The following is a 25,387-nucleotide window of genomic DNA, read 5'->3' on the forward strand; positions in this document are numbered from 1 at the left end:
GACAAAAAAAGAGCCTCAAGACTCTTTGATGGGGAGGAAGTAGAGCCCGCGAGGCTCAAGATGCGCATGAAGCCAGGTGCGGGCTTGATTGGGGTTCAGAGCACCCGCACCTACGCAACGGCTTGGCGGACCAAGCGACTGCGTAGTTCCATCGTAGGAAGGTGGGAGGACGCGCTCAAGTACCGTCAGTCACCTGCCTGGGGGGCGCGGGCGGTGGCTCTTTCGACCATCGCAATGATGGTTGCCAACAGCTCGTCACGCGCCTGTTCGGCGCTGATTTCGCTGGTGGCCGCCGCTTGCGACAAGGCTTCGGCGGCGCCGAGCATGGCACGTAATCCTGCCTGACCGATCTCTGCGCCGTCAGCGAAAGGCGACAGCACATTGCGGCATTTCTCCAGGAAAATCGCCTCGTATTCGCGCTTGATCCTCTCCAGTTCCGGCGTGCTTGCCAGGGCGGCAATCACCCCCGGAATCTCGTTGCCCTGAGTCATCACGCAATCGACGTACGCCGTGGCAATCACCGTCGCGGTGCCGCTCAAGGTCGCTTCGGCATTGGCCAGCGCCGCGTCCATCAGCGCCGTCTGGCGCTTGTCGAAATCCTGATACAGCGCCGCGAGCAAACCGGCGCGGGTGGTGAAATGGTCATAGACCACCGGTTTGGTCACGCCGGCCTTTTCCGCCAGATAACCGAGGGTCAGGGCATCGGTGCCTTCTTCGCGAATCAGTTGCCAGGCCATGTCGAGCAACTGGCGCTGGCGGTCTTCCCGGGACAGGCGGCGACGGGGTTGTGCGGAATCGGGGATTTCAGTGGTTGACATTGCTTATATACCAAACGTAACTTACTGATGGTAACTTACCAATCGTAGCTTATCGAAAGGATAAGCCCTTGGTCAGCAATCACCAACCGGAGATTTCCCCATGCACGCACTGATTGTTGTGGCTCATGACGACCCCCGTTCGCTAACTCATGCGCTGGCGCAGAATATTGCCAAAGGTCTTTCGGAAAGCGATCCATCCAACACCTTCGAAATCGCCGACCTGCACGCCGAGGAATTCGACCCGCGCTTTGGCGTGGCCGACTGGGCGGTGCATCACCGCGAATCCCTGCCACCGGCGGACGTGCTGGCCGAGCAGGCACGCATCGACCGCGCCGATGCGCTGGTGCTGGTCTATCCGGTGTTCTGGTGGTCGATGCCGGCGCTGCTCAAGGGCTGGATCGACCGGGTATTCAGCAATGGCTGGGCGTACGATTTCGACGGTGACAAGACGCTGAAGAAGCTCGGACGATTGCGGGTGCACTTGGTCGCGCTGGGCGGGGCGGATGCGCGCACTTACGAGCGCCACGGCTACGGCGCGGCGATGAAGACGCAGATCGATCACGGGATTTTCGATTACTGCGGGGCGACGGTGGCGGGCTCGGCGTTGTTGCTGGAGTCCGAGTCGAGCGATCCTGCGATGCAGTTGCAGGCGGCGCGCGAACTCGGACAAGGGCTGTTTCGCTAAAACTTTTTGGGAACAGTCTCAGCGAGCACCCGGCCAGCCAGCCTTTTCGAGGGCCGCGAGCAGGGTGGCGGCATCCAGCCCCGGCACCGAATGCCCGTTGCCTTCGGTGCTGTCGCTGGCCAGCAAGGCGTTGATGATCGCTTCTTCCACCGCCTCGGTTGCCGCCAGGAACAACTCGCTGATGTGATCGTTGTTGACCATCCGCAAGCCGTCGCAAGTCGATGCACCTTTGCCTTCGTAAGCGGCGGGCGGGATATGACCGTTGCCGGTGGCGAAGGCGATGAAGATGTCACCGCTGTGATCCTCATTGCCGCCGCCAGTGCGCGCCAGACCGAGACTCGCCCGTTGCGCCAGTCGCGTGCATTGATGTGGCAACAGCGGTGCATCGGTGGCGAGGGCCACTACGATCGAGCCCATGCCCGGATGCGGCAACGAAGCCCGCAGGAACGGCGAGTCCACCTGTTCCATGTAGCGCCCGACCGGGTAGCCGTCGACCCGCAACTCGCTGCGAATCCCGTGGTTGGCCTGCACGATTGCGCCTACTGTCCAGCCGCCCTGAGTCTTGCTCAAGCGGCGCGACGCGGTGCCGATCCCGCCCTTGAATTCATGGCAGATCATGCCGCTGCCACCGCCCACCGCGCCTTCCTGCACCGGGCCGTCAACGGCATTGCTCATCGCTTCGGCCACATGCTTGGGCTTCACATGAAAGCCGTTGATGTCGTTGAGCAATCCATCGAAGGTTTCCAGCACCACCGGCATGTTCCAGTAGAGCCGACCGTCGTCCGGTTGCTGCGCGCGATCCAGTTCGATCAAGGCATCGCGCACCACGCCGAGGCTGTGGGTGTTGGTGAAGGCGATCGGGCTGGTCAGCAGGCCGGCTTCGCGAATCCACTCCAGTCCTGTGGCATCACCGTTGCCGTTGAGTACGTGGACGCCGGCGAAACACGGTTGTGCGTTGGTCGAACCGGCGCGGGGTTCGATCAGGGTGACGCCACTGCAGATGTCACGACCGCTGGCGCTGCGGCCGCGCACGTTGCTGTGGCCGACCCTTACGCCGGGTACGTCGGTGATGGCGTTGAGCGGGCCGGGTTGCAGTTGACCGATGCGGATATGGAGATCGCGGGCACGTGGTTTCATTGATGTTCTCTCTGTTGAAGGCAGTGATTCGAAGGGTTGTTACTGACCGTTCTTGACCTTGCTCCACACCCGCGTACGCACCCGTTCGGTGGCTTTGGGCAAGGGTTCGAGGGTATACAAAGTGGCCATCGCCGTGGCTGACGGGTACACCGCCGGGTTGTCGCGGGTGGCCTGGGCAACCAGCGCCGTGGCGGCGCGATTGCCGTTGGGGTAGGACAGGTGATCGCTGACCGGCGCAATCACATCGGGCCGCAGCAGGTAGTCGATGAACGCCAGGCCTTGGGCCGGATGCGGTGCGTCCTTGAGCAAGACCAGCGTGTCGAACCACACCGGCGCGCCTTCCTTCGGCAGGCTGTACTGGATTTTCACGCCGTTGCCGGCCTGCTCGGCGGTGGTCTTGGCTTCGAGCATCGCGCCGGACCAACCGACCGCCACGCAGATGTTGCCGTTGGACAGATCGCTGATGAATTTCGAGGAGTTGAAGTAGGCAATGTGCGGGCGCAGTTTCAGCAGCAGCGCTTCGGCTTTCTGATAGTCCTCGGCGTTGGTGCTGTTCGGCGGCAGGCCGAGATAATGCAGCGCGACCGGGAGCATTTCCGACGGCGAGTCGAGCATCGCCACACCGCATTCGCCGAGCTTGGCCAGGTTCTCTTCCTTGAACACCAGGTCCCACGAATCCACCGGGGCCTTGTCGCCCAGCACGGCGCGCACCTTGTCGACGTTGTAGCCGATGCCGTTGGTGCCCCACAGATACGGCACGGCGTACTGGTTGCCGGGGTCGTTATTGGCCAGTTTGTTCAGCAGGTCGTTGTCGAGGTTCTTCCAGCCCGGCAGTTGATCGCGGGGCAGCGGGGCGAGGGCGCCGGCCTTGATCAGGGTCGGCAGGCTGAAGTTGCTCGCCACCACCACGTCGTAGCCGCTGCGACTGGTCATCAGTTTGCCTTCCAGCACTTCGGCGCTGTCGAAGGTGTCGTAGACAGGTTCGATACCGCTGTCACGCTTGAAATCATGCAGGGTGTTCGGGCCGATGTAGTCGTACCAGTTGTAGACATGCACGCTCGGCGCATCGGCCGCCTGCGCACTCAGCGCCGCGGACAAAACGCCCATCAGACCCAGGTTGATATACCCACGATGACCACGCATGATGCGGCACTCCTGGCCTGTTGGCAGGCCGGTGATGAACAGGAGTGGTCAGCCTATCGGGCGGGCCGCGCCGCACCCATTCCCATCATGGGTTACTCAAAAGGGGTAGAGCGTGGACGCGTTGCTGCAGGAATTGCCGGTGCATCAGAGCCTGTCGCGAGTGTTCGCCACGGTGGGGCAGGACGGTTTCTGGCGGGCGCTGGTCGATACGCTGCGGTTGCTGGTGCCGTTGGACAATGCGCTGGTGGCGGTGATGCAGACGGGGCGGCCGCCGCAATTGCTGATCGACTTCGACAGTCAGGGCCGTGCCGACGAGCAGGAAGAACTGGCCGGTTACTGTGCCGGCATGTACCTGCTTGATCCGTTCTATCAGGCCGCCGTCGCCGGGGTTGCCGACGGTTTGCACAGCCTCGCGTCGGTTGCGCCGGACCAGTTTCTGCACAGCGAGTACTACCAGAGTTACTTCCGCTCGGTGGTCGGCGCGGATGAGCTGCAATTTCTGGTCAACCTCGACGACGGCGTGCTCGGCTTGTCGATGGGCCGCTCGACGGCGTTCGGTTTGCAGGAGCAGGGGCGCCTGCTCTGCGTGCGGGATTGGGTGCTGTCAGCGATGCGTCGACATGTGCAGTTGATGCCGCCGCAAGGCGCGGCGGTCGAGGCGCCAGTCGGCGATATTGCGGCGCTGCTCGACCGCTTCGACGCCCGGCTGACCGTGCGCGAAATCGACACGGCGCGCCTGATTCTCCAGGGCTTTTCCAGCAAGGCCATCGCCCAGCACATGCACATTTCGCCGGAGACCGTGAAGGTGCACCGGCGCAATCTCTATCACAAGCTCAACGTCACCGGGCATGGCGAGTTGTTTGCGCTGGTGTTGCGGCCGCGCTGACCGGAATCAGCGGATCTGCTTGAACAGCAGCGCCTTCAGACCGCTTTCCGGGTCGATATCCGGAAACTCCGGCGGGTTCTCCAGCCGTTGCTCGAAGCGCAGGCTCGGTGCTTCCTGGGTCACGCCGTCGATCAGGAAGTCGGAACCGAACGAAGGATCGTTCATGCAGGCCAGCACCGTGCCCTGCGCCGTCAGCAGTTCCGGCAGACGGCGCAGCACGCGCTGGTAATCCTTGGTCAGCAGAAAACTGCCTTTCTGGAACGACGGCGGGTCGATGATCACCAGATCGTATGGGCCGCTGTTGATTACCTTGCCCCAGGATTTGAACAGGTCGTGGCCGAGGAAGCTCACCTTGCTCAGGTCATGCCCGTTCAGTCGGTGATTGTCGCGGCCCCGGCTCAGCGCGGCGCGGGACATGTCGAGGTTGACCACGTGGCTGGCGCCACCCTCGATGGCCGCCACCGAGAAGCCGCAGGTGTAGGCGAACAGGTTCAACACCCGTTTGCCCGCCGCTTGTTCACGCACCCAGTTGCGCCCGTAACGCATGTCGAGGAACAGCCCTGCGTTTTGCTTGCGGCCCAGATCCACGCGGTATTTCAGCCCGCCCTCGACGATGGTCATTTCGTCGATTTCTTCACCCAGCAGCCATTCGGCGGTGCTTTGCGGCAGGTAACGGTGCTGGATCAGCAAAGTGTGGGCGCCGGACTGCTGCCATGGCGCCGAACCGGTGATCTCCAGCAGCAGGCGCTTGAGGTCTTCCAGCTGCGAAGCCTCGGGCTCCTTGAACAACGACACCAGCACCACGCCTTGCAGCCAGTCCACGGTGACTTGCTCCAGCCCCGGCCAGCAGCGCCCACGCCCATGGAACAGGCGCCGGGTTTCGGCCGGTGCCGAAGTCAGCGCGGTGAGCAGGTGGGCATGGAGAACGGCGAGGGCTTGAGGGTTCATCAATCAGGATCGGCCAGCAAAAGGGCGCGCATTTTAACCGCAATTACGCGCCGGCGACTGCCCGTCGAACGGGTGTTATCGAAAAGACCTGTATCAAAAATGAATTTCTGTAGAAGGCGCTGCTCATACCAGATAAGCAGCGGGATCAAGCCGCTAAATCGTTCATGCAATTCAGGGAGTGCCAGTTCATGTGTCCAATTCCGACGTCGAGCGCGCACCTTCCTGGCGGGTTGATTCTGGTAGTCGAGGACGATCCGTTGATTCTGGAGTTTCTGTGCGAAATTCTTCAGGAGGAAGGTTTCAAGGTCGAGCCGCAGACCAGTGCCGATGCGGCTTCGCAATATCTGGAGAAGCACGCGCCGGAAGTCGCGCTGCTGCTCACCGACATCACCATGCCCGGCACCCTTAATGGCGCGGACCTGGCCAATCTGGTCGGCGAGCGCTGGCCGGACAAACCGGTGATGGTCATGTCCGGTTATGAAACACCGGAAACCTCGGGCGTGAAGCATCCGGTGGCGTTCATCAAGAAGCCGTGGGCCATCGGCCAGTTGCTCGATTGCGTGGACGGTGCGTTCAAATCCAAGGCGCCGCGTCTGCACTGAGGCGTCCCGCAAGTGCTACATTGCCGGGCATCGTTGCCCGGCCCCTTGCGAGGAAGTGATCTTTTGTCTGCTCACGATGCTGTTTTCAACCGCGCGTTCGGCGCGTTCCTGTTCGACATGGACGGCACCGTCCTCAACTCCATCGCCGCCGCCGAGCGGATCTGGTCCGCCTGGGCCGTGCGCCACGGGGTGAACGTCGAAACGTTCCTGCCGACCATCCACGGCGTGCGCGCCATCGACACCATCACGCGTTTGAACCTGCCGGGCGTGGACGCCGAGGCGCAAGCTGCGTTCATCACCGAGGCGGAAATCGAAGACGTCGAAGGCATTGTCGAGATTCCCGGCGCAGCGGCGTTTCTCAAATCGTTGCCGGCGGATCGCTGGGCCATGGTGACCTCGGCGCCACGGGATCTGGCGCTGCGGCGGATGGCGGCGGCGGGGATTCCTGAACCTGCGGTGATGATCACCGCTGAAGACGTGACCGCCGGTAAACCGGATCCGGCCGGCTATCGACTGGCGGCCAAACGTCTGGGCCTGGAACCGGCGGACTGCCTGATTTTCGAAGACGCCACCGTCGGCATTCAGGCCGCTGAAGCCGCCGGTGCGCCGCTGATGATCATCACCACGACTCACCAGCATCCCCTTGAAACCGCCCACGCGACCATCGCCAGTTACCGCGACATTGCGCTGAGCATCGACAGCGACGGCCAGTTGCGTCTGCAACCTCAATAAACCCCGGGCAACAAGCGCCAGCTGCGGGCGCAATAGGCGTCGTATTCGGCGCCGAACTGCGTGCGCAGCAGGGCCTCTTCGGAGTGGATGCGGGCGATCAGCGGGATCAGCGTCAGCGCCGTCAGCAACAGGCCCACCACCGAGCGAAACGCCAGGGCCCAACCGATCGCATTGATCACCAGCCCCAGATAACTGGGGTTGCGCAGATGCCGGTAGATGCCTTCGGTCACTAGCCGATGTCCCGGCTGAATCGCCACCAGCCCGCTGAACCGATGGCCCAGCACAAACACCGGCCATAAACGCAATCCGCCGCCGACGATAAACAGCAACGCGCCCAGCCAACGGGTACCTTCGCGGCCGACGGTCCAGAAACCGATGCGGTCGCAGTAAGCCGGCAGAAAGGCACTGACCAATCCAATGACCGCGAACGCCGGAATCACCCAGCGATTGGCCCGGTCCTCGCGCTCGCCGGTGCTCAGGTTCACTTCCGTAAACAACGACGCCACCACCATGGCCAGCGTGGCCAGGGCCACCACGACCAACGCGCCGTGAGAAAAAAACACCGCCACGCCACCAATGCCCCACATCGCCAGGCCCAGATAGGCGAGGGTGGCGAGCACTGCGACCACGGTCATTTGCGCAGACATTTTCATAGGCACCTCACAGCTGTTCCGTTCAGTGTAGATCCCGGCACGATCCCCGGCGTTTAACCGCCGGCAGGGGCGTGGACTAAACTTCAGGCAGAGACGTTCCGATCATCCGATCCGCCGCTTCGGGAGTCCGCCATGCTGCACGTCCGCACGCCGCTGATCCTCCATCCGACCCTGTCGACCGCGTCCCGGCGCATCTGGCTGAAGCTGGAAAACCTGCAACCGTGCGGCTCGTTCAAGTTGCGCGGGATGGGCTTGTTGTGCAGTCAGGCAGCGGCGCAGGGCAAGCGCAAGGTCGTGTGCCCGTCCGGCGGCAATGCCGGGCTGGCCACGGCGGTGGCAGCGGTCAGCCTCGGCCTGCAAGCCTGCATCGTGGTGCCGCACACCACACCGGAAGCGACCCGCGCACGTATTCGCCGCACCGGCGCGGAGGTTATCGTCCACGGCAAAGTCTGGGACGAAGCCAATCAGAGGGCCCGGGAACTGGCCAGCGCGGCAGACACCGAATACGTGCCGGCCTTCGACCACCCGGTACTGTGGGAAGGGCACAGCTCGATGGTCGACGAAATCCTCGACGACTGCCCGCAGGTCGATACCGTGGTCACATCGGTCGGCGGCGGTGGTTTGCTGGCGGGCATCCTCACCGGGCTGCTGCGCCATGACCGCCGAGACTGCCGCATCGTCACCTGCGAAACCACTGGCGCCGCCTCGTTCGCTGCGGCCGTCCAGGCCGGTCACCCGGTGCGCCTGAGCCGCATCGACACCGTCGCCACCTCCCTCGGCGCCGCGCAGGTGGCGGCTTGGCCGGTAGAGCATATCGGCGAGTTCGATCATGAATGTCTGGTGCTGTCGGATGACGACGCGATCATGGGCGTGGTGCGTTATGCCAGTGATTTGCGGCAATTGGTGGAGCCTGCGTGCGGGGTTTCGCTGGCGGTGGCGTACCTTGATCATCCGGCGCTGGCGGGGGCTCGGGATGTGGTGGTCATTGTTTGTGGTGGGGTGAGTATCAGTGCGCAGTTGGTGGCGGGGTGGGCGCGGTTGGGGGCTTGAGCGAAAGTGGAGGTTATTACTCTTCGACCAATAGTCAGCACCACCGCCATTCCCGCGAGAGAGGTCTATCCTAGGCGGAGCCCTTTTTCGTGCCTACGGTGACCCGCGATGATCAATCTGGCCACGGCCCATCTGCTCACGGACTACAAGACCTGGGCCAATCAGCGTCTGTTCGACAGCCTGCAAGCGCTGCCGGCGGGGGAGACGACGAGGGAGCGCAAGACGGTTTTCAAGAACATGATCGGTACGCTGAACCACATCTACGTGGTCGACCGGATCTGGCAGGCGCACCTCGAAGGGCGCGAGCACGGTTTCACGACGTCCCATGATCTGGTGCACGCCGACCTCGGCGAGTTGCGCCAGGCCCAGCAGGAAGTCGACGGCTGGTATCGCACCTGGAGTGCGCAGCAGACCGAAGCGTCGCTGAACCGCTCGATCGATTTCAAATTCGTCTCCGGCGATGGCGGCACCATGAACGCCGGGGCGATCCTGATGCACGTGATCAACCACAACAACTACCACCGTGGCTGGGTTGTGCAGATGTATTTCGAGATCCCGCAGATGCCGCCGATGACCGACCTGCCGGTGTATCTGCGCGAGGTCGATCCGGGGTTCAAGCCGGTCAGTGCGCCTGCGGCGGAAGAGGCGCCGACATGTGATGGGCAATCAGCGAGCGCAACCAGCGTTCCGCCGGATCGTTGTCGTTGACCCCGTTCCAGACCATCGACAGCTCCGACGGCACGATGTCGAACGGCGGGTCGTCGGCGCGCAACACACTGCTGCCTTCGACCAGCGCGCAGGCGGCGAAGTCCGGCACGGTGGCGAGCATGTCGGTGCCGGCCAGAATCGCCCGCAGCGGGGCGAATTGCGGCACCGCCAGCACCACGCGACGCGCGCGGTTGATCCGCGCCAGGTCGTTGTCGATGGCACCGCCCAGATCCCCGGAAAACGACACCAGCGCATGGGGCCGTTCGCAGTATTCGTCGAGGGTCAGTGCGCCGGGACGATCATCGCCGCGCAGGATCTTGCAGCGCAGGTCCCGCAGCTTTTTGCGTTTGGCATTGGCCGGCAATTCGGTGGTGTAGCTCACGCCGACGGAAATCTCCCCGGACGCCAGCATCGACGACATCAGCAGGAAATTCACCCGGCGAATCACCACCACCACGTCCGGCGCTTCCTCGCGCAATTGCTTGAGCAGCGGCGGCAGCAGGCCGAACTCGGCGTCGTCCGACAGACCGATGCGAAATACGTCGCGGCTGCTCAGCGGGTCGAAATCCTTGGCCCGGCTGACCGCACCGGAAATGGTGTCCATCGCCGGCTGCAATTCCTTGAGGATCGCCAGCGCCCGCTGGGTCGGCTCCAGCACGCGGCCGTTGCGCACCAGCAACGGGTCGTCGAACAGGTCGCGCAGTTTCGCCAGTGAAGCACTGACGGCGGGCTGGCCGAGGAACAGTTTTTCCCCGGCGCGGGTCAGGTTCTTTTCGAACATCAGGGTTTCGAAAATCACCAACAGGTTCATGTCCACGCGACGCAGGTCATTGCGGTTCATGCCGGAAGGCTCGCTGGTTTTTTGAGTCTTCTCAGTAAAGCAGCAAAGTCTTGGGCTGTCGGGTCACTGGGCGGGATCGACCCCGGTCAAAACCTTGCGAAACGTTTCCACCAGCGGCCGCAGGTTGATCCGGTGCCACGCTGCCCACAACGGCGTGGTGAACGCCAGCCACGGCACTTCCCGCAGCACCACGCCCGGCGGCGCGTTATGGCTCAGACCTTTCTGGATCATCGCGATCCCCAGTCCCGACGCCACCAGCCCCAACGCGGTAAACGGCTCGGTGGCCTGCATCCGTACATCCGGGGTGAAACCTGCGCGGATGCAGGCGCTGACGAATTCATCGTCAGCGCCTTGGCGAGGCTGCACGCCGATCCATTCCTGATCGGCCAGATCCGCCGGGGTCAGCGATGGCAGTTGGTTCAGCGGGTGATGTTCCGGCAGCGCCAGCAGCATCGGGTCGTCCAGCACCTGAAAGCCCAGCAGGTCGGGGTCGTCGATCGTCGGCGGCTCACTGACCAGCGCGATATCGAGGCTACGCTGACGCAGGCCTTCCAGTTGTTCGGCGGAGCTTAAGTTGTACAGCGCGACATGCACGTTGGGCCGATCGACTCGCAGCACGCGCAAGGCGTTGGGCAAGACCCCGGCGTGCATGGCGTTCTCGATGTAGCCGATGCACAGGCCGCCTTCTTCGCCACGGCCCAGGCGTTTGCCGAGGGATTCCAGGCGATTGGCGTGGGTCAGCAGGGCGCGGGTTTCGGCGAGAAAGGTCTGGCCGTCGCGGGTCAGGCGGATGCGCTGCTGGCTGCGTTCGAACAGGGTCAGGCCCAGACGTTCTTCGAGCTGGGCGATCTGCCGGCTCAGGGGCGACTGGGAAATGTGCAGGCGCTCGGCGGCGCGGCCGACGTGTTCTTCCTCGGCGACGGCGACGAAGTAGCGCAATTGGCGGATGTCGATCATGTCAGACCTTAAGGGACTCAAGTGCTGTGGATTATGTCTTGGACGGTCTGAGTGGCGCAATCTAGGATCTGCTCAACGGTCAACACCGACTACGAACTACGAGGACAGCATCATGAGCTTGAAAGACAAACTCCCCGGCCAACTCGGCTTCGGCACCGCGCCACTGGGCAACATGTTCCGCGCCATTCCTGAAGAGGAAGCGCAAGCCACCGTGCACGCAGCCTGGGATGCCGGCGTGCGTTACTTCGACACCGCGCCGTTTTACGGCTCGGGCCTTTCGGAAATCCGCCTCGGCGAAGCACTGTCTCGCTACAAGCGCGACGACTATGTGCTCAGCACCAAGGTTGGCCGGGTGATTCTCGATGAAGTCGAAGACGCCGCCGCCCGGGATATGGGCGAGAAAAGCGGAGTGTTCGAACACGGTCGCCCGAACAAGATCGTCAACGACTACAGCGCCGACGCCACCTTGCGTTCGATCGAAGACAGCCTCAAGCGTCTGAAAACCGATCGCCTCGACATCGTCTGGGTCCATGACATCGCTCAGGATTTCTACGGTGATCAATGGCTGGAGTACTTCAATCAGGCCCGCACCGGCGCCTTCAAAGTCCTGACCCGCCTGCGCGAAGAAGGCGTGATCAAGGGCTGGGGCCTGGGCGTGAACAAGGTCGAGCCGTGCGAGTTGACGCTGGACCTGACCGAGGCGCAGCCTGACGGCTTCCTGCTGGCCGGCCGCTACACCTTGCTCGACCACGACCGTGCCCTGCAGCGCTTGATGGATTCGGCGCGGGCGCAGAACGTTGAAATTGTGGTCGGCGGCCCCTACAGCTCGGGGATCCTGGCCGGCGGTGCGCACTTCGAATACCAGAAGGCCAGTCCTGAAATCGTTGCCAAGGTTGAGCAGATCAAACGCATCGCCGCGGCCCACGGCGTCGATGTCAAAGCGGCTGCACTACAATTCTCGCTGGCCAATCCGGCCGTGGCGGCAGTGATTCCCGGCGCGAGCAAACCGGGGCGGATCGCTGAAGATGTGGCGGCGCTGTCGGCGGTCATTCCGGCCGGTTTCTGGCAGGCCATGCGTGAAGCGAAACTGGTGTCCGAACGTGCACCATTACCCATCGACGAGGTGAAAGCATGAAGATCGATCTGAGCGGAAAACTGGCGATTGTCAGCGGCAGCACGGCGGGCATCGGTTTGGGCATCAGCCAGTCGCTGGCCGAAGCGGGCGCCACGGTGGTGGTGATCGGTCGCGATTCGGCCAAGGTCGAACAGGCGCTGGCAAGCATTCGAGACAAGGTGCCGGGCGCGCAACTGCGCGGTCTGACGGCGGATCTGGGCACGGCCGAAGGCGCGCAGAAACTGTTCGCCGCCGAACCGAAAGCCGACATCCTGGTGAACAACCTCGGCATCTACAACGCCGTGGACTTCTTCGACGCGCCGGACGATGAGTGGACGCGCTTCTATGAAATCAACGTGATCTCCGGCGTGCGCCTGTCGCGGCATTACGTGCCGGCGATGGTCGATCAGGGCTGGGGCCGGGTGATCTTCCTGTCTTCGGAATCCGGCGTGGCCACCCCGGCGGACATGATCAACTACGGCGTGACCAAAAGCGCCAATCTCGCGGTGTCCCATGGCCTGGCCAAACGCCTGGCGGGCACCGGGGTTACGGTCAACGCGATCCTGCCGGGGCCGACCTTCACCGACGGTGTCGAGGAAATGCTCAAGGATGCCGCCGCCGAGTCTGGCCGCAGCCTGCGTGACGAAGCCGACGCCTTTGTGCGCCGGGCCCGTCCGAGTTCGATCATCCAGCGCGTCGCGGATGTCGAAGAAGTCGCGCACCTGGTTACCTACATCGCTTCACCGCTGTCTTCGGCCACCACCGGCGCCGCTTTGCGGGTCGATGGCGGCGTAGTCGACAGCCTGACAATCTGAATTTATCGAGAGAGACTTTTTATTTATGGCAACAGCATCAGCAACGATCGACATCCCGGCTTCGGCCGATCAGGTCTGGCAATTGATTGGCGGCTTCAACACCTTGCCGGACTGGCTGCCGTTCATTCCCAACAGCGAACTGAGCGAAGGCGGGCGCGTGCGCACTTTGCAAACCGCTGACGGTGCAGTGGTGGTCGAGCGTCTGGAAACGTTCGATAACGCGGGCAAAACCTACAGCTATTTGATTCTGCAGGCACCGTTTCCGGCCACCGATTATCTGGCGACGATTCGTGTGGAAGCCCAGGGGCAGGGCGCGAAGGTGACGTGGTCGGGACGCTTCACGGCCAAGGGCGTGAGCGATGAGGAAGTGGTGGCGCTGTTCAGCGGGATCTATCAGGGTGGCCTCGAAGCGCTGCGCGCTAACTACCCCGCTTAAGTTGATGATCGTTCCCACGTCGAGGCGTCGAACCGTCCGCGTGGGAATGCAGCCCTGGACGCTCCGCGTCCCTTCCAGAGCTGGAACGCGGAGCGTCCCTTGAGGCATTCCCACGCAGAGCGTGGGAACGATCTATCTCAAGATTGTGAAATCAGGCTCTGCCGACAATCCAGCACCAGCTTCGCCCCGCCCAGATCGCTGCGTCCCACCTCAAGACTGAACCCGTGCAGGTTGACGATCGCCGCGACGATCGACAGTCCCAGGCCAAAGCCATTCTGCAGTTGCCCGCCCTCGGCGCGATAGAAGCGCTGGAACACCGCCTCCCGTTCCGACTCGGGAATGCCCGGCCCGGAATCGTGCACTTCGATCCGCGTATGTCCCGCATCATTGACCCCGCGCAACACCACCGTGCCACCGGCCGGGGTGAACTTGATCGAGTTGCTCAACAGGTTCGCCAGCGCTTCAAACAGCAACGCCCGATCACCGTTCAGCATGGGTAGGGTTTCCGGCATGTTCAGCTCGAAACGCAGCTCGTCGTCTTCAGCCAGCGGCAGATAGAACTCGTGCAGTTCCTGCAGCAACAACACCGGATCGAGCTCGACAAACCCCGAACGCCGCTGACGATCCTCCAGTTCGGAAATCCTCAGCAACCCGCGAAACCGCGCCATCAGCGTATCGGCCTCGGCCAGCACCAGATCCAGTTGCGCCGCTTCCGGCGAGCCTTCGCCAGCCTGCTGTTGCATGCGATACAACTGCGCGCGCAAACGGGTCAGCGGGGTGCGGAGGTCATGGGCGATGTTGTCGCACACGCCTTTGACTTCATTCATCAGGCGCTCGATGCGATCAAGCATGGCGTTGACGATGGCGGCGAGCATGTCCAGTTCATCGCGGCGATTGGACAGCGGCAAACGGTGCGTCAGGTCGCCAGCGACAATCGACTGGGCGCTGGCCTGGATCGCCCGGATTCGCCGCAGCGGCCGACGACGCAGCAAATGCCAGCCGATGATTCCCGGCACAATCGTCAGCGAAACGCCCCAGAGCAAGGCATGCAGAATGATCTTCGTCACCGCGAACAGCGAACCGTTGTCGCGCAACAGCACCAGCCAGCGGCCGTCGCGGGTCGGGGTGGCTACCGCGTCGCAGCTGTCGGTGGGCAGGGTCGGGTCGTCGGAGTCGGCGCATTCGCTGAGCATGTGGATCTTGCCGTCCAGCGGCAGGCCCTCGGGGATTTTCTGCAACGCGCCACCGAGGTAGCGGTGCTGGGCGTCAAACAGGCCGTAGGCGTCGATGCCGCGAATGTCGAAGGTCATGCTGGCGGCGAGCGCGTCTTCCAGCTGATCGCCGCGAAAGTGCGAAAACAGATGCTGACGTTGCATCAGCGAGTGTTTGGCCAAATTGTCGAGATAACCGGACACCTCGAAGTACATGACCCCCATGAGGATCGCACTCCAGGCCACGAACAACGAACTGTACAGCGCCAGCAAACGGCTGCTGGAAGAGCGCCAACCGTCAGACGGGTTCGGCAATGACATAACCCGAGCCTCGCACCGTGCGGATCAGCGGGACATTGCCCGGCGGGTCGATCTTCTTGCGCAGGCGGCCGATGTGCACGTCGATCAGGTTGGTGCCGGGGTCGAAGTGATAGCCCCAGACCTCTTCGAAAATCATCATCCGCGACAGGATCTGGCCGCTGTTGCGCATCAGGAATTCAAGCAACTTGTACTCGGTCGGCAACAGCGTCAGCACCTGCTCGGCGCGGCGGGCTTCGTGGCTGATCAGGTCGAGTTGCAGATCCGCCACCTGCAACGTGGTCGGCTGGGCGCCGTTGCTGTTCTGGCGACGCAGCAATACTTCGACCCGGGCAGCCATTTCATCGGTCGCGAACGGTTTGGTCAGGTAATCATCGCCGCCGGCGCGCAAGCCGCGCACACGCTCGTCGACATCGGAGAGGGCGCTGATCATCAGGATCGGCGTCGCCACGCCCATGGTGCGCAGGGTGGTGACGATGGCCAGGCCATCAAGCTCCGGCAGCATGCGGTCGAGGGTAATCAGGTCGTAGTTGCCGCTGACAGCGCGGTCCAGGCCTTCACGGCCGTTGTCGACCCAGTCCACGTCGAGGCCGTGGCTGCTCAGTTCGGCGACAATTTCCCGGGCGGTCACGGCGTCGTCTTCGATGGTGAGGATGCGAGTCATGGTGGGCCTGCTGGTCTGTTCAAACGCAATGGCAGCATTTTGCCAAGATTTTGCGCGGGCGCTTTAAATTAACTTTCATGTTTTAGCCGTCGTTAGTCGCCGTCGCCGAATTATTTTGTGAAACGTTGATATCATCTGGCCACATTTTTCAAGGAGTGATGCCGTGAGCCGGTTGATTCGTGGTGGCTGGATGCCGATGGCCGGGATGTTGCTGGCGCTGCTGAGTGCTTCGGCACTGGCCGCCAACACCCCGTGTTCCGGGAAGAAGGGCGGCATCGCTCGCTGCGACGGCGATCTGTTCCTGTGCAATGACGGCTCCATCAGCGGCTCGAAAAAGAGCTGCGCTGCCATGTTCGGCAGCCGCGAACAGGCGCGACCGCAGCAATTTCTGCAAAGCAACGATGGGTGTGATTGCGGCACCGGCTCGTTCTGCACCGGGCCGCGCGGCGGCGTGTATTGCCTGACTCCGAGTGGCAAGAAAAGCTACAAACGCAAATGACCGGGGTTTTGTGCCAATGCATAAAACCCGCTGTTATCGACCCGTTGTTGCAATTTGCATGGTCCTAGGAAGTTCAGACTTTTTAACTGATTGAATTCAAACGATTTATTTAATGTTGGCGACTGGCACGGTCACTGCAATTCCTCTGATGACGAGTTGTAACACCATTTTTCATGCCTGGAGCACTACAACAATGAATAGATCCTCTGATGGGTTTTATCCTGCCTACGAAGGAGAGTCGAGCAACGTCTCAGGGGTGTCCTGGGGCGCGATCTTCGCAGGGGCTGCCGCTGCAGCGGCACTGTCGCTGATTCTGGTGCTGTTGGGTTTCGGTCTGGGCTTTTCCGCTGTTTCACCGTGGGCCGGGGAGGGCGTCAGCGCCAAGGGCCTGGGCATTTCAACGATCATCTGGCTGGCCGCCACACAAATCATCGCCTCGGGACTGGGTGGCTACATCGCCGGTCGCCTGCGGGTGAAATGGGCCAACATGCACGGTGACGAGGTGTATTTCCGCGACACCGCTCATGGCTTCCTCGCCTGGTGTGTGGCGACGCTGGTCACCGCGACGCTGGTGGTTGGCTCGGTCAGCAGCATCGTCAGCGGTGGTGTACAGGCCGGTGCAAGCGTTGCCGGTGGCGCAGCCAGTGCGATGACACAAGCAGCCGGCACTGCAGCGGCCAACACTGACAGCGATCAGTACGGCTACTTCGTCGACAGCCTGTTCCGCGACGATCGTCCCGCCGCCGTCAGCGATGACGCCGCTCGTGGCACCGTGACCCGAATCTTCGCCCAGAGCCTGGCGAACGGTCAGCTCAGCGCCGAAGACCGCACCTACCTAGCGCAACTGGTCGCTCAGCGTACCAACCTGACCCAGGCCGACGCCGAACGTCGGGTCGATGAAATCTACGCCCGCACCCAGAAGGCAATCGCCGACGCCAAGGTTAAAGCGCAACAAGCCGCCGACACTGCCGCCAAAGTCGCTGCCCTGACCTCGCTGTGGATGTTCATCGCGCTGCTGGCCGGTGCGTTCTTCGCCAGCCTTTCGGCCACCTTCGGCGGTCGCCGCCGGGATGCGGTCGAGTACGTCGAAGTCGAAACCTACACCACGACCACGCTGCCGCCAGTCCGTTAATCAAGGAGAACCACCATGCGCTCACTACTGCTGTTTTTCCTCGGCGTTCCAATCCCGATCATCATCCTGATCGCCCTGTTCGTGCACTGATTCCTTGAGGCACATGCCTTGGCCGCTTCCACCTTCGGGTTGAAGCGGCTTTTTCGTCGAGCATGGGCGGACGATCTAACCAACGTTAGCGTAGTGCTTTGAGAGGGCATACCGAGGAGAGTTGAGTGCCCAATCGTAATGCCCTCTCAACTCTGAGCGCATGGCATTAAGAAAATGAAGACATTGCAGGCTTGCATGCTGGCTGCAAGTTTGTTCCAGGTGTAAAAATTCCGCCATCAGTTTGTTATGGCTATCAGCTGCGAAGTTTATGGCGTCCTGTGCATCAAGTCCTTTGTGGAAAATTAGAGTGGCAGGGTAGTTGAGAGATAATGTATGAGGCTCGTCCCGTTCCTTTGGAAAAGAAAAAATGTCATTGCAATACGCCGTCAAACTGGTAGTTATTGCAATCAGTTTGCGAATTTCTTTGCTTTGGTATTCTTCAGAAGGTACTTCGCTTTGCATTGCTACGTCTTGAAGTGCAAGTCCAAGGGGTGTGGCTGTCGTAAATTTTCTTCCACTAAGATATTCGTTCGGTGTTGGGAGTTTATTTGCCTGGTGCCACCCGGCCTCCCATATAAGACCGAGGAAATAGTAGCTGGCTGCTTCAGCGCAGCGCATATATTGAGTGGCTGAGCAAAAATTTTCTAAACGCTCCCATAGATCAGCGGTTGCGTCTCCCAAAGTATTCAAAAGCGCTATTTGATCCGATGGGTAAATCGAAAAGTCGAAAGTTTTTCTGTCGAATGTTCTTGGTGCGTCCATTATTTCACGCAGCCAAAGCTTAACGCGGCAAAGCTCTGCAGGTTGTTTTCCGAGAAAACCACAGTCAGCAATGATGTCGTCGATAACGAAAAGCCATCCGAATACATAGGTTATGAGTTGCAATCCATCAGCTGTGGCGTTGGGATATTCTCTCGCGGCAAATTCACCGAAGCGACCATGGTGAACGGCAAATGCAAGTTTTTCATTTTCTAGTAATTTGTGCAGGGACAACCACTCGATCATTTGTGTATCGACTAATTCTGCTGACGGATGTTTTTCGGATGGGAAAGGATAATTCAGGAAAGGGAAATCAAGATGGTTTTTTGTCGAGAACATAACGCGCGGCCCCTTGAAGTTATCATTGTCGATGGATAATTTTTATAGTTAATAACCAATACGACGCTGCCGTATTGCGAAACTTTGCAGTGCTAGATCAAAATCCTCACGGCTGAAGTCTGGCCAGTAAGCAGAGCAAAAGTGCAGTTCGCTATATGCGCATTGCCACAGCATAAAGTCGGAAAGACGTTGCTCTCCTGAAGTTCTAATTACCAAATCCGGATCGGGATTTGCTGCGCTGTATAAGTTATTTTTTATTTCATCGATTGAGATTTTATAGTTCGGCGTCCTTGGCGAGTTTTTATGAATGCGTGTAGCCAGTATTTCTTGAAGTGCGTGAATGATTTCCAGTTTTCCGCTATATGCCACGCCTATGTTGACGCGAGTTCCACTGATTGTTCGGGTGCTTGATTCCGCATCAGAGATGATCTTGATCAATTTTTCTGGAAGAACACTTTTCTCGCCAAAAAAAGTCAAACGCCATTTGCGGCTGTCGACGAGTTGCTCAATCACTTCGGCGATGGTTGTCAGTAGATCCTCAACTTCGGAAGGTTCACGTTTCAAATTGTCTTTAGAGAGAGGCCATAATGTAACCAGGGGAATGGAGTTTTCTTCACACCATGAAAGCAGCCTGTGTACTGCCTCACCTCCTTTGCGATAACCCTCTCGCGTGGACACTCCATTCGCTCGTGCCCAGCGTCTGTTTCCGTCGAGAATGACTGCCAGATGCTGAAGCCGCTGATTGGTTGAGTTGAGAGAAAGATTCAAAATTTCTGAAGGCTTTTGGCTCGCAGTATTCATCATCGATCGTCCTTGATTTCTGTCTTGTCCAGGTGGGACGAGGAGGTTAGGCGCCACTCAGGATGCGGGCTTTTCAAAAAGTGCATAACTGTAAGAAATACCAATCTTTTATATCGTTATTGACTAAAGAAGACGTGATTTGAACCTTTTTTGATGGATGTCGTGATGTCTTGGTCAGCTGATACGAATCGCGGGGATAACAAATTATCCCGCGTGCATCTGAGGTTTTTGCTTTCTGGTAGGTAAGCGGCGATTATCTCGCGGCAGAAGTGGGATGGCCGTTTCTGTCTTTTATTTAAGGATGAAGACGTTGGACAAGAAGGAAATCAAACGCCAGCTGGATGAGATGCTCGATGCAGGACGCTCGAAAAACGAAACCTTCAAGGCGTTTTCCGGTGGAGCGGTCAAGGATCGGGTCCTGGCTTACTGGATCGGTTCGCGAATTGACCCTCAGCTGCGCCGGCAGCATGCGCGCAAGGTCACGATCCTGATCGTCCTGACCTGTATTCAGGCACTGCTCGGCGCGCTCGCCGGTTTTTTCATGGGGCTGGACATCGGTGTCGGATTTGCCCTGGTATTCACGCTGATCGCCGCCGGTATTCCGCTGCTGTTTGCCTGGGGCTTCTATAAATATTCCGCTCAGGCTTACACCATTTACGTGATCCTCACGCTCAGTCAGATTTCTCGCCTGTTCAAAGGCTATTCCGAGGATCCGGTATCCACCCTGATCGGTGCAGGCCTGACCTTGGCGATGGTGTTTTTTGTCGCGTGGCTGAAAACCAAACTGTTCCCCGACCTTGGTTTCATCGGGTCGAAAAAGATCAAGGGCCAGTTCGTCTTCTCCAACTGATCGGCGGCAGAACCGCACAGTCATTTCCATGGCCTGGATCAATATTCGTCGGCGCAATATCCCCTACCGTGAAATTTCCAGGCCCTTGCCGCTGGATCGACTACATTGCTTGCGCGCACTTTGCTGCGTGAGCGGAACCAACCTGCCGGCCCGATAGAGAGCGATAACCCCCACGAGCCGGCGAGGTGTAGTGCAGCAAGGAGCTGTTTCAACCTCACCTGAACTTTTCACGGATGATCATCGCAATGCACTGCCTAGAAAGAACCTTCGATATCCAGCCTTTGACGCAGGCGGATATGACTGTCCACATCAACGGCCAGCCGGTCACCGCCGCCATCGGCGAAACCGTGCTCAGCGTCATTCAGTCCCTCGGCGTGCGCCAGGTCGCGCGCAACGATCACAACCAGATCAGCGGTGCCTATTGCGGCATGGGCGTGTGCCAGTGCTGCCTGGTGAAAATCAACGGCCGGCACAAACGCCGCGCCTGCCAGACCGTGGTGCGCGAGGGCATGCTGATCGAAACCCAGGTCAATCGTATTCACGGGCAGGAGGTGGTATGAGCCTGCATCCGGTGATCGTCGGCGGTGGCCCGGCGGGAATGGCCGCGGCCATCGAACTGGCCCTGCACGGGGTGCGCTGCACCTTGCTCGAAGAGGCCTCGCGTTTGGGTGGCGTGGTCTATCGCGGGCCGCTGCGTGACGGTGTGCAGCTGGATTATCTGGGGCCGCGCTATTCCGAGGCGTTGGGCAAACTGCACGGTGATTTTCAGGAGCAATCCGGGCTGATCGACGTGCGCCTCAACCACCGCGTGGTCGGCGCCGAAGGCACGCGCTCGCTGGTAGTGCTGGACGGCGACGAGCGTCTGCACGAAATCGAATACCCGCAATTGCTGCTGGCCGCCGGTTGCCACGAACGCAGCGTACCGTTTCCCGGCTGGACGTTGCCCGGCGTGATCATGCTTGGCGGCCTGCAATTGCAGATCAAAAGCGGCGTGGTCAAACCGCAGGGGCCGGTGGTGATCGCCGGCACCGGGCCGTTGTTGCCGCTGGTGGCGACCCAGTTGCATGCGTCGGGCGTGAGTGTGGCCGGGGTCTACGAGGCCTGCGCGTTTGGCAAGATCGCCAAGGAAAGTCTGGCACTGCTGAACAAGCCGCAGCTGTTCCTCGATGGCTTGAGCATGCTCGCCTACCTGAAATTGCACGGCATCCCGATGAACTACGGCTGGGGCGTGGTCGAAGCGCACGGCGAAGGCGAACTGAAAAGCGTCAGCGTGGCGCCGTACTCGGCAACGTGGGAACCGGACATGAGCCGCGTCGAACGCTTCGAAGCGAAGACGCTCGCGGTCGGCTACGGCTTCATTCCGCGCACGCAACTGAGTCAGCAGATGGGCCTGGATCATGGCTTCAGCGACGACGGTTACCTGCGCGCCAACGCCAATATCTGGCAGCAGAGCAGCGAGCCCCACGTGCATCTGGCCGGTGACATGGGCGGGATTCGTGGCGGTGAAGCGGCGATGCTGGCCGGCAAGATCGCCGCCACTTCGATCCTGCTGCAACGCGGTGTGCTGGAAGAAGAGCTGGCGCGCGTCCGTCGCGACCGTTATCTGGGCAAACTCAAAGCCATCGTACGATTCCGCGCGGCGGTGGATCGCTACACCGAACGCGGCGTCGGACAGACCGCATTGCCGGCTGCCGACACGGTGATCTGCCGCTGCGAACACGCGACCCGCGCCGACATCGACCGCGCGCTGGAGCAGGGCGTGCAAGACATCGCCAGCCTGAAAATGCGCACCCGCGTAAGCATGGGCGACTGTCAGGGACGGATGTGCGTCGGCTATTGCAGCGACCGCTTGCGTCAGGCCACCGGGCGCAAGGATGTCGGCTGGCTGCGGCCACGTTTCCCGATTGATCCGATTCCTTTTTCCGCGTTCCAGTCCCTCGGCACGGAGGCCGTTTCCCATGAGTAAGTTCTATGACGTGGTCATCGCCGGCGGCGGTGTGATCGGCGCGTCCATCGCCTATCAACTGTCCAAGCGCAAAGGCCTCAAGGTCGCGCTGATCGACGCCAAGCGCCCGGGCAACGCGACCCGCGCCTCGGCCGGTGGTCTATGGGCGATTGGCGAGTCGGTGGGCCTCGGTTGCGGGGTGATTTTCTTCCGCATGATGTCGGCCAATCGCAAGCGCGAAACTCAGGGCGCGGCGGTGGCGGTGGACTCCAGCACGCCGCACATCCTTCCGCCGTCGTTCTTCGATTTTGCCTTGCAGTCCAACGCGCTGTACCCGGCGTTGCACCGCGAGCTGCGCGACAACCACGGGATGGATTTCAAGTTCGAAAAGACCGGGCTCAAATTCGTGATTTATGACGATGAAGACCGGTTGTACGCCGAGCATATCGTCGGCTGCATTCCGCACCTGGCCGATCAGGTGCGCTGGCTCGATCAGGCTGCATTGCGCGAGTCCGAGCCGAGCGTCAGCCATGAAGCGCGCGGCGCGCTGGAATTTCTCTGCGACCATCAGGTCAGCCCGTTCCGCCTGGCCGACGCCTACGCCGAAGGCGCCCGGCAAAACGGCGTGGACATGTACGTCAACACCAACATCACCGGCGTGCTGCATCACGGTATGCGGGTGACTGGCGTACAGACGGCCGAAGCCGGGGTGTTTCACTGCAAGACCCTGATCAACGCGGCAGGGGCGTGGGCAGCGGACTTGAGCGAGTGGGCCACGGGCATCCGGATTCCGGTGAAACCGGTGAAAGGCCAGATCCTGCTCACCGAGCGCCTGCCAAAAATCCTCAACGGTTGCCTGACCACCAGCGATTGCTACATGGCACAGAAGGACAACGGCGAGATCCTGATCGGCAGCACCACCGAGGACAAGGGCTTCGACGTCACCACCACCTGGCCGGAAATCGCCGGGCTGGTGCAGGGCGCGGTGCGTTGTTTGCCGGAACTGGCGGACATCAACCTCAAACGCACCTGGGCCGGGCTGCGGCCGGGCTCGCCGGACGAGTTGCCGATTCTCGGGCCGATGGCCGGGGTGGAGGGTTATCTCAACGCCTGCGGGCATTTCCGCACTGGTGTGCTGACGTCGGCGATTACCGGGGTGTTGCTGGACAAACTGGTCAACGATGAACCGCTGCCGCTGGACATCACGCCGTTTCTGGCGGACCGGTTTGAAGTGGCGCCCGTGCAGGAAGAGCGGGCGCTGGAGATGGCCTGAACCTGTGGGAGTTTCCCACCTGATCGTTCCCACGCTCTGCGTGGGAATACCTCAAGGGACGCTCCGCGTTCCAGCTCCGGAACGGACGCGGAGCGTCCCGGGCTGCATTCCCACGCGGACGGTTCGACGCCTCGACGTGGGAACGATCAGCAAGAACTCAGGACTTGCCCGATTGTTCTTCCAGTTGATCCGACTCGAACAATCGGGCCAGTTCCGCCCGCGCTTCCTGCGCGGTCTGCAGCACTTTGGCCGCGTCGTCGTACACCGCGTGTTGAGCTTCCAGCACCTGTTCGTCATGGTGCTTGAAGCGCTTGATCCGCGCATCGGCCTGGGCCTGGGTCAGACCGAGGCCAACCAGCGTGCGGCGGCTCATTTCCAGACTTGAGTAATAGGTCTCCCGGATCGGATCGGCCCCCACATCCACCAGCCGATGAACGTGCTGACGGTTACGCGCCCGGGCTATGATTTTCATGTGCGGGTAGAGCTTGCGCACGATCTCGGCGGTCTTGATGTTGGTCTCCGGATCGTCCGTGGCAATCACGAAATATTCCGCCTCACCGACCTTGGCCGCGCTTAGGATTTCCGGCCGCATCGGGTCACCGTAGAACACCGGCACACCACCGAAACTGCGCGACAGTTCAATGGTTTCCACCGAGGTGTCCAGCGCCACGAACTTGATGTTCTGCGCCCGCAGGATCCGCGCCACGATCTGACCCATCCGGCCCATGCCGGCGATCACCACTCGTGGGGTTTCGGTTTCGATCTGGCGGAATTTCTCCGGCACTTCCACCGGCTGCACCTTCGGGCTGACCAGTCGTGCGCAGATCAGCAGCAACAACGGCGTGACCGCCATCGACAGGGTGATGGTCAGCACCAGCAAGTCATACAGACGCGGTTCGAACAGGCCCTGATCGCGGCCGATCTTGAACACCACGAACGCAAATTCACCGCCCGCCGCCAGCACGATGCCGAGGCGAATTGCACTGACCTTGTTCAATCCACCGGCCAGACGCCCGACCACAAACAGCAACGGCAACTTCAGGGCGATCAACAACAGCGTCAGGCCCAGCACCGTGATCGGCGCGCTGAGCAGCAGACTGAGGTTGGCGCCCATGCCGACGCTGATGAAAAACAGCCCCAGCAGCAAACCCTTGAACGGTTCGATCTGCGCTTCCAGCTCATGGCGATATTCCGAATCCGCCAGCAGCAGGCCGGCGAGAAACGCGCCCAGCGCCATCGACACGCCCACCATGTCCATCAGCCACGCGGTACCGATCACCACCAGCAACGCGGTGGCGGTGGACACTTCCGGCAGACCGGTTTTCGCCACCACGCGGAACACCGGGCGCAACAGATAACGTCCGCCGATCACCACCACGGCGATGCTGCCGAGCACCTGCATACTGTGGCGCACGTCGTCGGCGGTGCTGGTGTGGTGATCGACGCCCGCGAGCATCGGCACCAGCGCGATCAGCGGAATCGCGGCGATGTCCTGGAACAGCAGAATCGCAAACGCCAGGCGACCGTGGGGGCTGGTCAGCTCTTTGCGCTCCGCGAGGCTTTGCAGGCCGAAAGCGGTGGACGATAGGGCCAAGCCCAGGCCCAAGACAATCGCGCTGTTCAACGGTTGGCCGAACACCGACAGCGCCAGCACGCCAATCACCGAACCGGTCAGCAGCACCTGCGCCAGACCCACGCCAAACACCGATTTGCGCATCACCCACAACCGTCGCGGCGACAGCTCGAGACCGATGATGAACAGCAACAACACCACGCCCAGTTCCGAAATGTGGCTGACACTTTGCGGATTGCCGATCAGGCCCAGCACCGACGGGCCGATGATCACCCCGGCAAACAGATAACCGAGCACCGCACCCAATTGCAGGCGCTTGGCCAGGGGAACGGTGAGCACGGCGGCCAGGAGAAAGACGACGGCGGCTTGCAACAGATTGCCTTCATGGGGCATGAGCGGAACTCCAGT

The 25,387-nt window shown here is 61.1% G+C and carries 27 protein-coding genes; 15 read left to right on the plus strand and 12 right to left on the minus strand.

All coding sequences use genetic code 11. The annotated features are described in order from the left end of the window. Window positions 1-185: 185 nt before the first annotated feature. Entirely contained in the window at window positions 186-818 is a 633-nt protein-coding gene (locus CAF90_RS00280; protein ID WP_085602611.1) for a TetR/AcrR family transcriptional regulator, read from the minus strand. 100 nt (window positions 819-918) lie between these two features. Between CAF90_RS00280 and CAF90_RS00285 the strand changes: the two genes are divergently transcribed. Beyond that, window positions 919-1,503 carry an NAD(P)H-dependent oxidoreductase gene (locus CAF90_RS00285; RefSeq protein WP_085602614.1) on the plus strand — a complete coding sequence of 195 codons (585 nt, stop codon included), beginning with the start codon at window positions 919-921 and terminating at the stop codon, window positions 1,501-1,503. Window positions 1,504-1,521: 18 nt separating this feature from the next. Here CAF90_RS00285 and CAF90_RS00290 read toward each other — a convergent pair whose 3' ends face one another. Then, window positions 1,522-2,640 carry a P1 family peptidase gene (locus CAF90_RS00290; protein ID WP_085602616.1) on the minus strand — a complete coding sequence of 373 codons (1,119 nt, stop codon included), beginning with the start codon at window positions 2,638-2,640 and terminating at the stop codon, window positions 1,522-1,524. A 39-nt stretch (window positions 2,641-2,679) separates the two neighbouring features. Further along, the gene (locus CAF90_RS00295; protein WP_085602617.1) at window positions 2,680-3,783 is read right to left on the minus strand and encodes a polyamine ABC transporter substrate-binding protein; all 1,104 of its coding nucleotides are present in this window, start codon (window positions 3,781-3,783) and stop codon (window positions 2,680-2,682) included. Window positions 3,784-3,895: 112 nt separating this feature from the next. Here CAF90_RS00295 and CAF90_RS00300 point away from each other — a divergent pair, with 112 nt between their 5' ends. Continuing rightward, a complete protein-coding gene (locus CAF90_RS00300; RefSeq protein WP_085602619.1) occupies window positions 3,896-4,669 on the plus strand; it encodes a helix-turn-helix transcriptional regulator in 774 nt (257 codons plus the stop codon). A 6-nt stretch (window positions 4,670-4,675) separates the two neighbouring features. On the opposite strand, the gene CAF90_RS00305 is transcribed toward CAF90_RS00300, so the two are convergent. Beyond that, window positions 4,676-5,617 carry a class I SAM-dependent methyltransferase gene (locus tag CAF90_RS00305; RefSeq protein WP_085602621.1) on the minus strand — a complete coding sequence of 314 codons (942 nt, stop codon included), beginning with the start codon at window positions 5,615-5,617 and terminating at the stop codon, window positions 4,676-4,678. A gap of 188 nt (window positions 5,618-5,805) precedes the next feature. Between CAF90_RS00305 and CAF90_RS00310 the strand changes: the two genes are divergently transcribed. Then, window positions 5,806-6,219 (plus strand): response regulator, encoded by a 414-nt coding sequence (locus CAF90_RS00310; RefSeq protein ID WP_085602624.1) that lies wholly within the window; start codon window positions 5,806-5,808, stop codon window positions 6,217-6,219. A 63-nt stretch (window positions 6,220-6,282) separates the two neighbouring features. Continuing rightward, complete coding sequence (locus tag CAF90_RS00315) at window positions 6,283-6,951, plus strand: HAD family hydrolase (RefSeq protein ID WP_085602627.1); 669 nt, start codon at window positions 6,283-6,285, stop codon at window positions 6,949-6,951. Here CAF90_RS00315 and CAF90_RS00320 read toward each other — a convergent pair. Beyond that, window positions 6,945-7,604: an isoprenylcysteine carboxylmethyltransferase family protein gene (locus CAF90_RS00320; protein ID WP_085602629.1), complete on the minus strand. Its 660-nt coding sequence runs from the start codon at window positions 7,602-7,604 to the stop codon at window positions 6,945-6,947. The genes CAF90_RS00315 and CAF90_RS00320 overlap by 7 nt on opposite strands. 132 nt (window positions 7,605-7,736) lie before the next feature. On the opposite strand from CAF90_RS00320, the gene CAF90_RS00325 reads away from it, so the two are divergent. Next, complete coding sequence (locus CAF90_RS00325) at window positions 7,737-8,654, plus strand: pyridoxal-phosphate dependent enzyme (protein WP_085602631.1); 918 nt, start codon at window positions 7,737-7,739, stop codon at window positions 8,652-8,654. 108 nt (window positions 8,655-8,762) lie between these two features. Continuing rightward, entirely contained in the window at window positions 8,763-9,362 is a 600-nt protein-coding gene (locus tag CAF90_RS00330) for a DinB family protein (protein WP_085602633.1), read from the plus strand. Here CAF90_RS00330 and CAF90_RS00335 read toward each other — a convergent pair. Both CAF90_RS00335 and CAF90_RS00340 read right to left on the minus strand, forming a co-directional pair. Then, complete coding sequence (locus tag CAF90_RS00335) at window positions 9,277-10,203, minus strand: LysR substrate-binding domain-containing protein (protein ID WP_085602635.1); 927 nt, start codon at window positions 10,201-10,203, stop codon at window positions 9,277-9,279. The genes CAF90_RS00330 and CAF90_RS00335 overlap by 86 nt on opposite strands. 63 nt (window positions 10,204-10,266) lie before the next feature. Beyond that, the gene (locus CAF90_RS00340; protein WP_085602637.1) at window positions 10,267-11,160 is read right to left on the minus strand and encodes a LysR substrate-binding domain-containing protein; all 894 of its coding nucleotides are present in this window, start codon (window positions 11,158-11,160) and stop codon (window positions 10,267-10,269) included. Window positions 11,161-11,272: 112 nt separating this feature from the next. On the opposite strand from CAF90_RS00340, the gene CAF90_RS00345 reads away from it, so the two are divergent. Genes CAF90_RS00345 through CAF90_RS00355 form a run of 3 tightly spaced genes read left to right on the plus strand, consistent with a single transcriptional unit; the run spans window position 11,273 to window position 13,525 of the window. After that, window positions 11,273-12,295 (plus strand): aldo/keto reductase, encoded by a 1,023-nt coding sequence (locus CAF90_RS00345; RefSeq protein ID WP_085602639.1) that lies wholly within the window; start codon window positions 11,273-11,275, stop codon window positions 12,293-12,295. Continuing rightward, on the plus strand, window positions 12,292-13,089 hold the full coding sequence (locus tag CAF90_RS00350) for an SDR family NAD(P)-dependent oxidoreductase (protein WP_085602641.1): 798 nt from the start codon (window positions 12,292-12,294) through the stop codon (window positions 13,087-13,089). The genes CAF90_RS00345 and CAF90_RS00350 overlap by 4 nt, the downstream gene beginning before the upstream one ends. A gap of 25 nt (window positions 13,090-13,114) precedes the next feature. Continuing rightward, a complete protein-coding gene (locus CAF90_RS00355) occupies window positions 13,115-13,525 on the plus strand; it encodes an SRPBCC family protein (protein WP_085602643.1) in 411 nt (136 codons plus the stop codon). 137 nt (window positions 13,526-13,662) lie between these two features. Here CAF90_RS00355 and CAF90_RS00360 read toward each other — a convergent pair whose 3' ends face one another. Continuing rightward, the gene (locus CAF90_RS00360) at window positions 13,663-15,057 is read right to left on the minus strand and encodes a HAMP domain-containing sensor histidine kinase (protein ID WP_085602644.1); all 1,395 of its coding nucleotides are present in this window, start codon (window positions 15,055-15,057) and stop codon (window positions 13,663-13,665) included. Next, complete coding sequence (locus tag CAF90_RS00365) at window positions 15,035-15,718, minus strand: response regulator transcription factor (RefSeq protein WP_007952956.1); 684 nt, start codon at window positions 15,716-15,718, stop codon at window positions 15,035-15,037. The genes CAF90_RS00360 and CAF90_RS00365 overlap by 23 nt, the downstream gene beginning before the upstream one ends. Before the next feature lie 190 nt (window positions 15,719-15,908). Between CAF90_RS00365 and CAF90_RS00370 the strand changes: the two genes are divergently transcribed. Then, complete coding sequence (locus CAF90_RS00370) at window positions 15,909-16,217, plus strand: hypothetical protein (RefSeq protein ID WP_085605082.1); 309 nt, start codon at window positions 15,909-15,911, stop codon at window positions 16,215-16,217. Between the two features lie 193 nt (window positions 16,218-16,410). Beyond that, complete coding sequence (locus CAF90_RS00375) at window positions 16,411-17,349, plus strand: hypothetical protein (RefSeq protein ID WP_085602646.1); 939 nt, start codon at window positions 16,411-16,413, stop codon at window positions 17,347-17,349. Between the two features lie 165 nt (window positions 17,350-17,514). On the opposite strand, the gene CAF90_RS29055 is transcribed toward CAF90_RS00375, so the two are convergent. Both CAF90_RS29055 and uppS read right to left on the minus strand, forming a co-directional pair. Further along, a complete protein-coding gene (locus CAF90_RS29055) occupies window positions 17,515-18,537 on the minus strand; it encodes a hypothetical protein (protein WP_139834497.1) in 1,023 nt (340 codons plus the stop codon). A 48-nt stretch (window positions 18,538-18,585) separates the two neighbouring features. Continuing rightward, window positions 18,586-19,338 carry a polyprenyl diphosphate synthase gene (uppS, locus tag CAF90_RS00380; protein WP_170929399.1) on the minus strand — a complete coding sequence of 251 codons (753 nt, stop codon included), beginning with the start codon at window positions 19,336-19,338 and terminating at the stop codon, window positions 18,586-18,588. Between the two features lie 310 nt (window positions 19,339-19,648). Here uppS and CAF90_RS00385 point away from each other — a divergent pair, with 310 nt between their 5' ends. The 4 genes from CAF90_RS00385 (at window position 19,649) to hcnC (ending at window position 23,406) form a co-directional block, all read left to right on the plus strand. Continuing rightward, window positions 19,649-20,188 (plus strand): hypothetical protein, encoded by a 540-nt coding sequence (locus CAF90_RS00385; RefSeq protein WP_085602650.1) that lies wholly within the window; start codon window positions 19,649-19,651, stop codon window positions 20,186-20,188. Window positions 20,189-20,433: 245 nt separating this feature from the next. Further along, window positions 20,434-20,748, plus strand: coding sequence for a cyanide-forming glycine dehydrogenase subunit HcnA (gene hcnA / locus CAF90_RS00390; RefSeq protein ID WP_085605085.1), 315 nt, complete (start codon window positions 20,434-20,436; stop codon window positions 20,746-20,748). Then, entirely contained in the window at window positions 20,745-22,154 is a 1,410-nt protein-coding gene (hcnB, locus tag CAF90_RS00395) for a cyanide-forming glycine dehydrogenase subunit HcnB (RefSeq protein WP_085602652.1), read from the plus strand. Before hcnA ends, hcnB begins: the two co-directional genes overlap by 4 nt. After that, a complete protein-coding gene (gene hcnC, locus CAF90_RS00400) occupies window positions 22,147-23,406 on the plus strand; it encodes a cyanide-forming glycine dehydrogenase subunit HcnC (RefSeq protein WP_085602653.1) in 1,260 nt (419 codons plus the stop codon). The genes hcnB and hcnC overlap by 8 nt, the downstream gene beginning before the upstream one ends. 157 nt (window positions 23,407-23,563) lie before the next feature. On the opposite strand, the gene CAF90_RS00405 is transcribed toward hcnC, so the two are convergent. Next, window positions 23,564-25,372: a monovalent cation:proton antiporter-2 (CPA2) family protein gene (locus CAF90_RS00405; RefSeq protein ID WP_085602655.1), complete on the minus strand. Its 1,809-nt coding sequence runs from the start codon at window positions 25,370-25,372 to the stop codon at window positions 23,564-23,566. Between the last annotated feature and the right edge of the window lie 15 nt (window positions 25,373-25,387).

The sequence above is a fragment of the Pseudomonas sp. B37(2017) genome (assembly GCF_002112885.1).
GTDB lineage: Bacteria > Pseudomonadota > Gammaproteobacteria > Pseudomonadales > Pseudomonadaceae > Aquipseudomonas > Aquipseudomonas paraglycinae.

Bases quoted from the DNA above. Each gene is read 5' to 3' on its own strand.
- hcnB (WP_085602652.1), top strand. From the start codon at position 20,745: ATGAGCCTGCATCCGGTGATCGTCGGCGGTGGCCCGGCGGGAATGGCC.
- CAF90_RS00365 (WP_007952956.1), bottom strand. From the start codon at position 15,718: ATGACTCGCATCCTCACCATCGAAGACGACGCCGTGACCGCCCGGGAA.
- CAF90_RS00350 (WP_085602641.1), top strand. From the start codon at position 12,292: ATGAAGATCGATCTGAGCGGAAAACTGGCGATTGTCAGCGGCAGCACG.
- CAF90_RS00375 (WP_085602646.1), top strand. From the start codon at position 16,411: ATGAATAGATCCTCTGATGGGTTTTATCCTGCCTACGAAGGAGAGTCG.
- CAF90_RS00345 (WP_085602639.1), top strand. From the start codon at position 11,273: ATGAGCTTGAAAGACAAACTCCCCGGCCAACTCGGCTTCGGCACCGCG.
- uppS (WP_170929399.1), bottom strand. From the start codon at position 19,338: ATGAATACTGCGAGCCAAAAGCCTTCAGAAATTTTGAATCTTTCTCTC.
- hcnC (WP_085602653.1), top strand. From the start codon at position 22,147: ATGAGTAAGTTCTATGACGTGGTCATCGCCGGCGGCGGTGTGATCGGC.
- CAF90_RS00320 (WP_085602629.1), bottom strand. From the start codon at position 7,604: ATGAAAATGTCTGCGCAAATGACCGTGGTCGCAGTGCTCGCCACCCTC.
- CAF90_RS00330 (WP_085602633.1), top strand. From the start codon at position 8,763: ATGATCAATCTGGCCACGGCCCATCTGCTCACGGACTACAAGACCTGG.
- CAF90_RS00310 (WP_085602624.1), top strand. From the start codon at position 5,806: ATGTGTCCAATTCCGACGTCGAGCGCGCACCTTCCTGGCGGGTTGATT.
- CAF90_RS00305 (WP_085602621.1), bottom strand. From the start codon at position 5,617: ATGAACCCTCAAGCCCTCGCCGTTCTCCATGCCCACCTGCTCACCGCG.
- CAF90_RS29055 (WP_139834497.1), bottom strand. From the start codon at position 18,537: ATGTTCTCGACAAAAAACCATCTTGATTTCCCTTTCCTGAATTATCCT.
- CAF90_RS00295 (WP_085602617.1), bottom strand. From the start codon at position 3,783: ATGCGTGGTCATCGTGGGTATATCAACCTGGGTCTGATGGGCGTTTTG.
- CAF90_RS00370 (WP_085605082.1), top strand. From the start codon at position 15,909: ATGCCGATGGCCGGGATGTTGCTGGCGCTGCTGAGTGCTTCGGCACTG.
- CAF90_RS00335 (WP_085602635.1), bottom strand. From the start codon at position 10,203: ATGAACCGCAATGACCTGCGTCGCGTGGACATGAACCTGTTGGTGATT.
- CAF90_RS00325 (WP_085602631.1), top strand. From the start codon at position 7,737: ATGCTGCACGTCCGCACGCCGCTGATCCTCCATCCGACCCTGTCGACC.
- CAF90_RS00290 (WP_085602616.1), bottom strand. From the start codon at position 2,640: ATGAAACCACGTGCCCGCGATCTCCATATCCGCATCGGTCAACTGCAA.
- CAF90_RS00355 (WP_085602643.1), top strand. From the start codon at position 13,115: ATGGCAACAGCATCAGCAACGATCGACATCCCGGCTTCGGCCGATCAG.
- CAF90_RS00360 (WP_085602644.1), bottom strand. From the start codon at position 15,057: ATGTCATTGCCGAACCCGTCTGACGGTTGGCGCTCTTCCAGCAGCCGT.
- CAF90_RS00280 (WP_085602611.1), bottom strand. From the start codon at position 818: ATGTCAACCACTGAAATCCCCGATTCCGCACAACCCCGTCGCCGCCTG.
- hcnA (WP_085605085.1), top strand. From the start codon at position 20,434: ATGCACTGCCTAGAAAGAACCTTCGATATCCAGCCTTTGACGCAGGCG.
- CAF90_RS00340 (WP_085602637.1), bottom strand. From the start codon at position 11,160: ATGATCGACATCCGCCAATTGCGCTACTTCGTCGCCGTCGCCGAGGAA.
- CAF90_RS00405 (WP_085602655.1), bottom strand. From the start codon at position 25,372: ATGCCCCATGAAGGCAATCTGTTGCAAGCCGCCGTCGTCTTTCTCCTG.
- CAF90_RS00285 (WP_085602614.1), top strand. From the start codon at position 919: ATGCACGCACTGATTGTTGTGGCTCATGACGACCCCCGTTCGCTAACT.